General features: G+C 58.3%; 11 protein-coding genes. 1 reads left to right on the top strand and 10 read right to left on the bottom strand.

Going from position 1 to position 11531, the window contains the following annotated elements:
• Positions 1–5: 5 nt before the first annotated feature.
• The 3 genes from ligA to sciP form a co-directional block, all read right to left on the bottom strand.
• Positions 6–2225 (bottom strand): NAD-dependent DNA ligase LigA, encoded by a 2220-nt coding sequence (gene ligA / locus K529_RS06580; RefSeq protein ID WP_005611698.1) that lies wholly within the window; start codon positions 2223–2225, stop codon positions 6–8.
• 176 nt (positions 2226–2401) lie between these two features.
• Positions 2402–3121, bottom strand: coding sequence for a response regulator transcription factor CtrA (gene ctrA, locus K529_RS06575; protein WP_005611702.1), 720 nt, complete (start codon positions 3119–3121; stop codon positions 2402–2404).
• A gap of 125 nt (positions 3122–3246) precedes the next feature.
• Complete coding sequence (sciP, locus tag K529_RS06570) at positions 3247–3525, bottom strand: CtrA inhibitor SciP (RefSeq protein WP_005611705.1); 279 nt, start codon at positions 3523–3525, stop codon at positions 3247–3249.
• Positions 3526–3682: 157 nt separating this feature from the next.
• Here sciP and mnmA point away from each other — a divergent pair, with 157 nt between their 5' ends.
• Positions 3683–4828 (top strand): tRNA 2-thiouridine(34) synthase MnmA, encoded by a 1146-nt coding sequence (mnmA, locus tag K529_RS06565; RefSeq protein ID WP_005611707.1) that lies wholly within the window; start codon positions 3683–3685, stop codon positions 4826–4828.
• A gap of 51 nt (positions 4829–4879) precedes the next feature.
• Here the strand turns inward: mnmA and lpxB are convergent, their stop codons facing one another.
• From lpxB to K529_RS23965, 7 genes are all read right to left on the bottom strand, one after another.
• The gene (gene lpxB / locus K529_RS06560) at positions 4880–6046 is read right to left on the bottom strand and encodes a lipid-A-disaccharide synthase (RefSeq protein ID WP_046002159.1); all 1167 of its coding nucleotides are present in this window, start codon (positions 6044–6046) and stop codon (positions 4880–4882) included.
• Between the two features lie 4 nt (positions 6047–6050).
• Positions 6051–6839, bottom strand: coding sequence for an LpxI family protein (locus K529_RS06555; protein WP_005617875.1), 789 nt, complete (start codon positions 6837–6839; stop codon positions 6051–6053).
• A gap of 13 nt (positions 6840–6852) precedes the next feature.
• Positions 6853–7638, bottom strand: coding sequence for an acyl-ACP--UDP-N-acetylglucosamine O-acyltransferase (gene lpxA / locus K529_RS06550; RefSeq protein ID WP_005617877.1), 786 nt, complete (start codon positions 7636–7638; stop codon positions 6853–6855).
• Positions 7638–8120, bottom strand: coding sequence for a 3-hydroxyacyl-ACP dehydratase FabZ (gene fabZ, locus K529_RS06545; RefSeq protein WP_005617880.1), 483 nt, complete (start codon positions 8118–8120; stop codon positions 7638–7640). The genes lpxA and fabZ overlap by 1 nt, the downstream gene beginning before the upstream one ends.
• A gap of 63 nt (positions 8121–8183) precedes the next feature.
• Positions 8184–8738 carry an OmpH family outer membrane protein gene (locus K529_RS06540; protein ID WP_005617882.1) on the bottom strand — a complete coding sequence of 185 codons (555 nt, stop codon included), beginning with the start codon at positions 8736–8738 and terminating at the stop codon, positions 8184–8186.
• Positions 8739–8812: 74 nt separating this feature from the next.
• On the bottom strand, positions 8813–11149 hold the full coding sequence (gene bamA / locus K529_RS06535; RefSeq protein ID WP_005617885.1) for an outer membrane protein assembly factor BamA: 2337 nt from the start codon (positions 11147–11149) through the stop codon (positions 8813–8815).
• A 211-nt stretch (positions 11150–11360) separates the two neighbouring features.
• Complete coding sequence (locus K529_RS23965) at positions 11361–11489, bottom strand: hypothetical protein (protein ID WP_005617887.1); 129 nt, start codon at positions 11487–11489, stop codon at positions 11361–11363.
• Positions 11490–11531: the final 42 nt, after the last annotated feature.

Below are 11531 nucleotides of genomic sequence, written 5' to 3'. Positions count from 1 at the left end.
TGTGCTCACGCCTGCCCGATCAAGTCCAGCCATTGATCCTCATCCATGGTACGAACGCCGAGCTCTGCTGCTTTGGTCGCCTTGGAGCCTGCCCCCGGACCAGCCACCAGAATATCGGTCTTTTTGGACACCGAGCCGGATACTTTTGCACCCAAGGCTTCTGCACGGGCCTTGGCTTCGACGCGGGTCATTTTCTCCAGCGTGCCGGTAAACACCACGGTCTTGCCCGCAACGGGGCTGTCCTCTGTCGGAGCGTCCGGTTCGATCACCTCCAGATGCGATATCAGCCGGTCAAAGGCCGCGCGTTCTTCCGGGTTGGCAAAGGCATCGGAAAGCGACAGCGCCACAGTCGGACCAAGCCCATCGACGCTGATCAAATCATCCCAAGCCGCTTGCGCATCAGGGGCAACATCACAGGCGGCAATCGCCGCTTTGCGTACTTCGGAAATCCTGGCGCGACGCTCCTCGGCCTGAGCGGTCTGCCGCTCCGACAGTTCTGCCTCATCTGCGGCCCGATGCGCCAGCGCTGCTGGGCGTGCTAGATCTGCGACCTCAGCAAGCGCAGCCCAAGTGCGGAAATGCAGGGCAAGATCTTTCGCGGCCACCTCGCCCACATGGCGAATGCCGAGGCCAAAGATCAGCCGCGCAAACTCGATGCGCCGCTTGTCATCAATGGCCGCAAACAAGGCCGTTGCAGATTTGTCGCCCCAGCCTTCGCGGTTCTTGAGCTGCTGCATCCCGCTGCCATATCTTTCTTTTAATTCAAAGATATCGGCGGGTTCTTTGACCCAACCGTCGCTGTGAAACTGCTCAACCTGCTTGGCCCCCAAGCCTTCGATGTCAAAGGCCGCGCGGGAGACAAAATGTTTGAGTTTCTCGACAGCCTGCGCCGGGCAGATCAACCCGCCGCTGCACCGCCGCACCGCATCGCCCTCCTCACGCACCGCCGGACTGTTGCAGCGCGGACAATGGGTCGGGAATGCATAAACTTCTGCGCCGTCGGGACGCCGGTTCAAGTCGACATCAGCAACCTTCGGGATCACATCGCCCGCGCGATAGATATGCACCCAATCGCCGACGCGGATGTCCTTGCCGTCCCGAATTGTCGCCCCCTTGGAGTCGAGGCCCGCGATGTAATCCTCGTTGTGCAACGTGGCGTTGGATACGACCACACCGCCCACGGTTACCGGCTGCAATCGCGCCACCGGGCTAAGCGCCCCGGTCCGCCCCACCTGAATGTCGATACCGTCGAGGCGCGTCCAGGCCAGTTCGGCCGGGAACTTATGCGCAATGGCCCAACGTGGGGTGGTGGAGCGAAAGCCGAGACGCTCCTGCAGCGCGAGGTCGTTTACCTTGTAGACGACGCCATCGATGTCATAGCCCAGATCCGCGCGCTGTTCTTCGATGCTGTGATAATGCGTCAGCAATTCCGCAATGGTCTGACAGCAGCGGGTCAGCGGGTTGGTCTGGAAGCCGAAGGATTTAAATCTCTCAATCGCGTCAATTTGCGTTTCTGCGAGAGGTTCAGACAGCTCACCCCAGCTGTAAGCAAAGAACCGCAATGGTCTGGCGCGGGTGATCTCGGCATCAAGCTGGCGCAGGGAACCGGCCGCCGCGTTGCGCGGGTTGGCAAAGATCTTACCGCCGGTTTCCGCGTGGCGGGCGTTCAGCGCCTCAAAATCTGCGTGGCTCATATAGACCTCGCCACGCACCTCTAGCACCTCCGGCGCGCCGGTGATCTGCTGCGGAATATCTTCGATGGTACGGGCGTTTTCGGTGACATTCTCGCCGACAGCACCGTCCCCCCGCGTCGCCGCTTGCATCAGCGTGCCATTCTCATAGCGAAGAGAGAGCGACAGACCGTCGATCTTCGGCTCTGCCGTAAAGGCAAGCGGGGCGTCGGAGGACAGGCCAAGGTAGCGGCGCAAGCCGGCGGCAAAATCCTCAACATCTTGATCTTCAAACGCATTTCCCAGCGACATCATGCGCACAGCATGCGCAACCTTGCCAAATCCGGAGGCGGCGGGCGCTCCAACGCTCTCAACACGCGTGCCTTCTTCGGCGAGTTCGGGAAAGGCCTCAGCAAGCGCCAGATATCGCCGTTTCAGACGGTCATACTCCGCATCCGACAGAGTGGGCGCATCTTTTTGGTGATAGTCGAGATCCGCGGCTTCAATTTTGGTTTGAAGCGCCTCAAATTCTTTGCGCGCATCGGTCACATTCATCGACCGGGGATCCTGCTCTGTCATCCTGGCTCCGCCCTTCGGGGTATCTGTCTTATCTTGGTGATAGTGCCCGATATGGAGGAGGTCCAGTGCCAGATCCAAGACACGAAAAACCCCGCCGGGATGCTCAGCCCGGCGGGGTTTAGAAAACGAATGCTCGCTAATGCGCGGTGCGCTTAGGCGCCTACTGCCATCCGTGGACCACCTGTGGCGTGATCTTCTTGCGGATCGCGCAGAACATAGCCACGGCCCCAAACGGTTTCGATGTAGTTGTCACCATCGGTTGCCGTGCTGAGTTTCTTGCGCAGCTTACAGATAAAGACGTCGATGATTTTCAACTCTGGCTCATCCATGCCACCGTAGAGGTGGTTCAGGAACATTTCCTTGGTAAGGGTTGTGCCCTTCCGAAGCGAGAGCAATTCCAGCATCTGGTATTCCTTACCGGTCAGATGCACGGATTTACCTTCAACGTCCACAGTCTTGGCATCAAGGTTAACCGAAATTTTGCCCGTCTTAATGATCGACTGGGAATGTCCCTTAGAGCGACGGATGATCGCGTGGATACGCGCCACCAGTTCTTCGCGATGGAAAGGTTTGGTCAGATAATCATCCGCCCCAAAACCAAAGCCCTTGATCTTATTCTCGGTGTCATCAGCGCCAGAGAGGATCAGGATCGGGGTCTCGATGCGCGACAGACGCAGCTGACGCAGAACCTCATGACCGTTCATATCTGGCAGGCCCAGATCCAGCAGGATCAGGTCATAATCGTAAAGTTTTGCCAGATCGATGCCCTCTTCGCCGAGGTCAGTCGTGTATACGTTCAAGTTTGCATGAGTCAGCATCAGCTCGATGCTTTTCGCCGTCGTGGGATCATCCTCGACCAGAAGAATGCGCATATTGGGTCTCCGCCTGTACTCTGTTGTCCTCAGGTTGCGTTAACCTTGCTGGGAAAAGGTTAATGTCCCGTTACCATGTTGGTTAATTTTCGCAATTCGTACAAGTTAACACGGCGGTTTTTACCTTAGGGATTACGATAATCCTTCAACCGGGTGGTTTTCAGCGCGTCTTCTCCATGGTCTGCAACCGCCGCGACCCAGCTTCTGAACTCTTCTTCGCTCAGATTATAGAGACGTAGCGCTTCGGTTTGGGGAATCAATCCATACAAAACGCCACGAACGACCGCCGCTTTACGCGACGCCACCCATCGTTTTGTTGTCTGAGGCGGCAAATCCGCACGAGTCATGACTGTTCCGTCCGGCAGAGTGACCGCACGGGGGCCATCAACTTTCTTTAAAAACATCGCTATGCCCTTACTAGGATGCGTATTCAGCTTGGTCAGGGCAGAGTGGCGTGGAGGCATTAACGGTAAGTGAAATCGCCCCCTTGAGAATACTTAGCATTTTCCTATATTCTTCGATGCTTTCCATCTCCTCTTTCGGACCCGCAAGGAGTACGCCATGGCACTGGACAATGAGGCACCAGTGAATTCGCTAGGTTTTGCAAAATCTCCCGCCGAGACGCGCGTCGTCGTCGCTATGTCTGGCGGCGTCGATAGCTCTGTTGTGGCGGCATATCTGGCGGAACAGGGCTACGATGTGGTCGGTGTGACGCTACAGCTTTACGACCACGGGGCGGCGCTGGCCAAAAAGGGCGCGTGTTGCGCCGGCATTGATATTCACGACGCCCGCCGAGTCGCGGAGGAGCGCGGCTTTCCACATTATGTTCTGGATTATGAGAACATTTTTAAGGATGCCGTGATTGACGAGTTCGCCGACAGCTATCTGGCCGGGGCGACGCCGGTGCCCTGCATCCGCTGCAACGAGCGCGTGAAGTTCAAGGATCTGCTGGAAACCGCCAAGGATCTGGAGGCCGACTGCATGGCAACCGGTCACTACATCCAGCGCAAGATGGGCGAACACGGGCCGGAGCTGCATTCCGCCGAGGATGCCAACCGCGATCAGAGCTATTTCCTGTTCTCCACCACGCCCGAACAGCTCGATTTCCTGCGCTTTCCGCTGGGCCACCTGCCTTCCAAGGACGCAACGCGTGAGATGGCGGCGCAATATGGCCTGTCGGTTGCGGATAAACCGGACAGTCAGGACATCTGTTTTGTCCCAAATGGCGACTACGCCTCGGTGATTGAGAAACTGCGCCCCGGCGCGGCGGAGCCGGGACAGATCGTGCACGCCGATGGCCGCGTGTTGGGCGAGCACAACGGTGTCATTCACTACACCATCGGCCAACGTCGCGGCCTTGGCATCGGCGGGCTGAGCGAGCCGCTCTATGTGGTGAAGCTCGATGTGGACCAAAAGCAGGTCATCGTCGGACCAAAGGACATGCTGGCCACCCGCCGGGTGCCGGTGCGCGAGATCAACTGGCTGGGGGATGAGCATTTCACCACCCGCACGGAATGGCATCTGAGCGTCAAGGTGCGCTCCACCCGCCCACCGCGCGATGCGATCATTCGACCGATCTCGGACACCGAGGCGGAGGTGGAATTGTTTTCCGCCGAGGAAGGCATTTCGCCCGGTCAGGCCTGTGTGTTCTATGATCCAAACGGCAGCCGCATTTTTGGCGGTGGCTGGATCTGGAGAGGTCACTAAAACGAGGGAGCCTCCGGGCTCCCTTTTTTGCTCAGACCCTGCTGTAACGCCTCAAACCTGCGGTAGCCGATCAAGAACCGCACGCGCGGCACGCAGGCCGGGGGCATCGCCCCCCTCGCCAACCCGATCCATCGTCAGGCGCATGGCATCCTGTTGCGCGTCAGGCGCGCTCAGCACCTGATCAAGCCGCGCCGCAATATTTTCGGCTGTGCATTCGGGACCAAGGCATTCGGGCACCACGCGGGTTTCGCTCACCAGATTGACCAATGTCACCGTATCAATCAGCGCCATGCGCTTCATGATCTGCCACGTGAGCCAATTGAAGCGATAGGCAATCACCATCGGCGTGCGCGCCGCCGCCAGTTCCAAAGACACCGTTCCCGATGCGGCCAAAGCCAGACCCGCAGTGGCAAAGGCTGCGCGTTTATGCGCGGCAAACTCAGCGCCCGCATGATCGGCGGGATCGAGCACGATACAGCCCTCGGGCCAGTCCATGAGTTTTTCACGCACCAAAGGCGCCACATGCGCGGCTGCCGGAACGACGATCCGGTGCCCCGGGTGTTTGGCGTTGAACTCACGCAGGGCTGCACCGAAGACATCCGAAAGCCGTGCAACCTCGGAGCGGCGCGAGCCCGGCAAGGCCAGCAAAACCGGCGCATCGCCCAGATTGAACGCCGTACGGAACGCCGCAATCTCAGCCTCTGTCGCCTGAGGTTCCGCCACCACCGGATGGCCGACAAAATCGCACTCCATCCCGGCGGCTTCCATGTAAGGCGGCTCGAACGGCAACAGCGCCAGCACGTGATCGATGACCTTCGCCATCTTTGTCGCGCGCCCCGGACGCCAGGCCCAGACGGAGGGCGCAACATAGTGCACGGTGCGAATATCGCTGACGTCTTTCACCAGCTTTGCAACGCGCAGAGAAAAATCCGGGCTGTCGATGGTGATCATCACGTCGGGCTGCATTGCCACCACCGCATCGGCGGTTTCCTGAATGCGGCGCTTGAGGTCAAAGTACTTTGGCAGAACCTCGGCGATTCCCATGACGGAGAGTTCCTCCATCGGGAACTGCGACCTGAGCCCCTCGGCCTGCATCAGGCTGCCGCCGATGCCTTCAAAGGACACAGCCGGAGACAGGTCCTTGAGACCGCGCATCAATGCGGCACCCAGCCGGTCGCCCGAAGGCTCACCAGCGAGGATAAACACCCGAAGGCTCATGGGATCAGGCCTGACGCAGCCAGAGGAACATGCCCCGGCGGTCGCAAGCAGCGATGACCTCTTCACGGTCCAGAACGATCACACCCTCGGCCTCGAGGACAATGCCGTTCAGACCGGCCATGGCCGCACCTTCGACGGTGGCCGGGCCAATGGTCGGCAGATCGGCGCGCCGGTCCTGTCCGGCCTTCGGGGCCTTGTAGAACAGACCACCCTGCCCGTCCGGACGGTTGGCGAGGCTCGCGAGCATCCAATCCGTGCCAAACAGGGTCTCGATTGCAATCGCCTGACCAGACCGCACCGCGCAGGCTTGCCCGATGTCGGCGGCACTCAGGCCAAAGGCGATAACCGAGGCACGTTCGGCATCCGCCTTGTCGATCTCGCCCGGCTGTACCTTGGTCGGAACACCCTCATCCATCAAGAGATCCGGTGCAATTTCATGAGCGGCCTTCACGGCGAAACCGCTCTGTTCGAGAATGCCGATCACCGCCCGCAGCGCCCCGTCATCGCCTGCGGCAATGGCCGCCTGCAACACCGGCACCAGCGGCAAAGTGGCAGCATCAATCGCGCCCGGATCAATCTGAGGTCGCGTCACGGCACCCGCCAGGCAGACCTCGCTCACACCTTGGCTTTTCAGCTGTTCCAGAAAGCTGCCGAGTTGTTCGAGGCGAAAGGTAACGTCCGCCTCGACGAGGTCGGGTTCAGACCCTGCCATTGCGCACACCATGGGGCGCTCCGGCAAACGTGCAATCAACTCGGCTGGCAAAGCGCCGCGACCGGCAATCAGTGCAATCATGTCGGGACCTTTCTCAGCCGCCGGGGGTCAGGAAGTGGCGGTCGCTCTGACCGGTAATAAAGGCGACGATTTCCTGCACATATGCGCTGTCGTTTTCGTCTCCCAATCGGCGGGCGCGTTCGGAAAACGTCCCCTCGCCCTGCGCCAGCATCTGAAACGCCGCCCGGAGTGCGGTGATGTCCGCACGGCTCACTCCACGACGTTTGAGGCCAACAAGGTTCAACCCGTCAAGCTCCCCGCGTGAGGCCTGCACCAGACCGTAGGGAATGACATCATTGGTCACCATGGTCACAGCGCCAATGATGGCACCACGCCCGATGCGCACCCATTGGTGAATGCCCGAAAGCCCGCCAATGATAACGTCGTCCTCAAGCACGCAATGGCCGGCTACGGCGGCAGAGTTCACAACGATCACCCGATCCCCGATCTGAGCATCATGCGCAATATGGCAACCCGCCATAAACAGCCCATCATCACCGATACGGGTAATGCCGCCACCGCCCTCGGTGCCCGCATTCACTGTCACATGCTCGCGGATACGGTTACGCTTGCCGATGACAGTGCGGCATTTCTCGCCTTTGAATTTCAGATCCTGCGGGATTTCGCCCAGCACAGAAAATGAAAAAACAACGGTGTCATCGCCGATCTCGGTGTCGCCGGTGACAACCACGTGGGATTTCAGGACCACGCGGTCGCCCAACACCACCTCAGCGCCGACGATGCAAAACGGGCCGATCTCGCAGCCTTCGCCGATTTTGGCGCCATCCTCGATAATGGCGCTGGGGTGAATAGTGTTCATCAGCCGTCCTTTCCGTCCCGGTCGATCATCGCGGTAAACTCGGCCTCAGCCGCCAGTTCACCATCAACAGTGGCGCGACCGGAGAATTTGAAGATCTTGCCACCGGGCTTGCCGCGCACCGTTTCCACGTGCATTTCCAGCACGTCTCCGGGGACAACCTTGCGGCGGAATTTGCATTTGTCGATATTCATGAAATAGATCAGCATATCGGTGCCGATCAGATCCATGCCAACCCCCAGCATCACGCCCGAGGTCTGCGCCATGGCCTCAACGATGGTGACACCCGGCATGATCGGCGTGCCCGGGAAATGGCCCTGGAAATGCGGCTCGTTCATGGTGACGTTCTTGATGCCACGCGCGGATTGATAGCCGTCGATATCAACCACCTTGTCCACCAGCAAAAACGGATAGCGATGTGGCAGGATCTGTTGGATCAGGCCGATATCGGCACTTTTGAGGTCAGGATTGGCGTCAGCACTCATGGGTCACGTTCCGTTGGTTTCATCAGATGTGTGTCGTAGCAATTGCAGCTATTTGGAGCAAGCTCAGGGCTGGTTGCTGTCGGGAGCGTTCTCATCGAGCCCTTCCCCAAGGATAGCATCGATTCGCGCGATGGCGAGGTCGGTGACATCAATGGAGTCAGCGCTCAAGAGAACTGTAGATTGCTCGAGAATAGCCGCAGCACCCGTCTCCGCCATGATCTGCTCAAGGATCGGGATCGAGGTTTGCCGAAACTCACGCCGTGCCTCATCGCGGGCATTGGTGATTTCGAGAAACTTCGCTTCTTGTGTGCTGCGCGTTTCTTGAACTTTTTGATCGAACGACTGAGCAAGCGCTCTGAAAGCATCCGGATCCGTTGTGGATCGCCGCTCTGCCAGATCAAGCTCTTCGGCGCGCAACTCAGCCTCGATACGACGGTTTTCGGCCATTAGGACGGCGCTGCGCCCTTCCATTTCGCGCGCGATGCGCTGACCGTACTCACTCTCGGAGAACATGCGATCAGAATGGATTGTGAGCAGCAAGCTCTTGGGGATACCGAGGTTCTGTTCAAGAGAGAACCCACCCAACCCGACATTGGGCGCTGCCTCTTGCGCTTGCAAAATGCTGCTGGACAGCAGGGTTACAATCCCTGCTGTCCAGATGATTTTTAGTGGTCTAACGCGTCGCAACAGGGTCAGAACCGCGCCTGAATCGTCAGGTCGAAGTTGCGTTCCTTGTCAAAGTCTTCCTTGACCAGCGCTTTGGAGAAGTTGAACCGCAGTGGGCCAAGACCCGTGGTCCACAAAAGCGAGAAACCGACGACATGGCGGAAAGAGCCATCGCGACCAACAACGTTACCGACGAGGTCCGCGTTTGAGTCTTCAAGTCCCCAGAGGTTGCCAACATCATAGAAGACACCGCCACGCAGGCCGAGTTCTTCTGGAAGTCCCAACGGGAACTCCGCGTCAAAACGTGCAACCGCATAAAGGTTCCCGCCCAGAGCGTCGTCGTAGCTGCCACTCATGTCGCGTGGGCCGATACCGCCCGGCTCAAAACCGCGCAGTGTCTCCGATGTCAGCAAGAAACGGTCGACGGTGCGGCTTTTGTTATCGCCCAGCCACCCAAGATACCCGGTCTCAACTGTGGCCCGCAGCGTGACCTCTTCGTTGAACACAAGCTTCTGCGCAACGATTTTACTGGTTGCGCGGATATATTCGTTGTCCCCGCCAAGGCCCGCGTAATCGACGCCACTTTGGATCAGGAAGCCAGCGGTCGGGTTAAGACCGGTGCGACGGCTATCGTAGGTGAAAGTAGCACCAATCGAACTGGTGGTGCGCTTACCTGCTGCGATCTCTCGCTGCAAAACAGGCCCCACACGCGGTTGACCGCTGCTATTTGGCCCGCGGCTTTCCATCTCGTTTTGTTCAAAACCATAGCGCAGCTGCAGCGATGTCGTGTCGCTCGCATCAAAGGTGATGGACGGACGGAAGATCACCGATTTGGTGTCATATTCCGAATAGCTCGATTCCGTCTCGCTCAGGCCCAAGTCGATTGCGAACTGCAGATCACGGCCCAACAGCTTGGGCTCTACAAAGCGCATGTTATACGCCTCGGTGTCCTGTGCGGTCGAGATATTGAACGACAACTGCTGACCACGGCCCAAGAAGTTGTTCTCGGAAATACCGATGGCGACACCGATACCATCATCAACCGAGTACGACCCACCTAGGGTGAAAGACCCCGTTGGCTGTTCCTCGACGTCGACGTCAACAATCACCTCATTTGGTGTGCTGCCCTGACGCACGTCCACTTCCGACTGGGAGAAGAACCCCAGTGCTTTGATACGTTCAGCACTGTTACGGATCTCACGCTGGTTGAGCGGATCGCCTTCAACAATGTTGAACTGACGGCGGATCACCCGATCAAGCGTGGTGGTATTGCCCTCGATATCGATGCGCTCAACAAAGATACGCGGACCGCGCACCATGGCGAATTCGACATCAAGTGTCAGATCACGGTCATTGCGGGTGACACGCGGCTCAACCCGCAGGAAATCGATCCCCTGCCGCACCGCCAACTGTTCCAACGTCTGAATGGCGTTCTCAATCACCAGCGGAGAGTAGGTTACACCCCGTTTGACGCGCAGCTGACTGCGGTACACATCCGGGTCAGCATCAGCAAATTCACTGGTGACGGTAATATCACCGAACTCGAATTTTTGCCCTTCGGTGACATCCACCACGAGGAAAGCCGCGTCGCGTTCCTTGGTGACTTCAGCATTGACGCTGTTGACCCGGAAATCGACATAGCCGCGTGAGCGATAGAAATCAGTCAGGACCTGACGGTCGAACTGAATGCGATCTTCGATCAACGTGTCACGGTTGATCAATGCACGAAGGAAGGTCGCCTGTTTGGTTTCCAGCACGCGGCGCAGGCGGCGGTCGGAATAGGCACGGTTACCGACAAAGGACACGCGTTCGACTTCGACGGTGTCACCTTCGGAAATTTCAAAGACGAGATCGACGCGGTTGTCGTTACGACGGATGATGCGCGGCGTCACACGCGAGGCCAAACGCCCCTGTGCGCGATAAAGCTCCGCAATCGCGCCAGCGTCGCGTTCCGCCTGATCGGCACTGAACACACGACGGGGTGACGACTGAATCACCTCGGCCAAAGCATCATCTTTGAGGCGTTTGTTGCCTTCAAAATTGATCCGGCTGATGGTCGGGTATTCGACCACTTTGATCACCAGCGTATTGCCACGCGGCACCAGCTCAACCGACTCGAACAATCCGCTGTCGAACACGCCGCGATAGGCATCATTCAACGCACCACCACTCACCCGCTCGCCACTCGACAGCCCAGTGTAGGCAACGATGGTCGAGCTTTGGATTCTCTGGTTCCCTTCGACGCGCACGTTAGTGAAACGGTACTCTTGGGACTGAACCGGCAGAGGCGCTATTCCAAGCCCCACCGCAAGAACCGCAGAAAGCGCGGTAGAACCAAGAAAGCCTTTAAAAGAAACGGACATAGCACTCTCCCGGCGCACTTCGCGGGCAAGTGCCGCGTTTTTCCCCCAGACCATCAATTATAACCCAATTATTATAGCAGCTTGATAAGCTGCGTACCGGGTTTGGACCCGCTTGTCAAAAACAAGAAAAGCAGCGGGCACCATGCCGCTGCTTTAGTGTTTCACGTAACTCGTTTTGCGCCCGGTGAAATCCGCGATTCACCCCCGTTAATCAAAGACTGGACGCGATCCAGATACCTGACAGTATCGCCGCCGAAATCGCCCCTACGAACAGGAAACGGTCGGCGTTGAGGCGGACCAACAGGTCCAACCCTGCAAAAGATTGCTGCAGCGATTGCATGCTTGCTCCCACTATTCTCGTTAGATCCCGATTTGATCGGAA

The sequence above is a fragment of the Tritonibacter mobilis F1926 genome, assembly GCF_000376545.2.
Classification (GTDB): Bacteria; Pseudomonadota; Alphaproteobacteria; order Rhodobacterales; family Rhodobacteraceae; genus Epibacterium; species Epibacterium mobile.
This window is presented reverse-complemented; position numbering and strand designations above follow the sequence as displayed.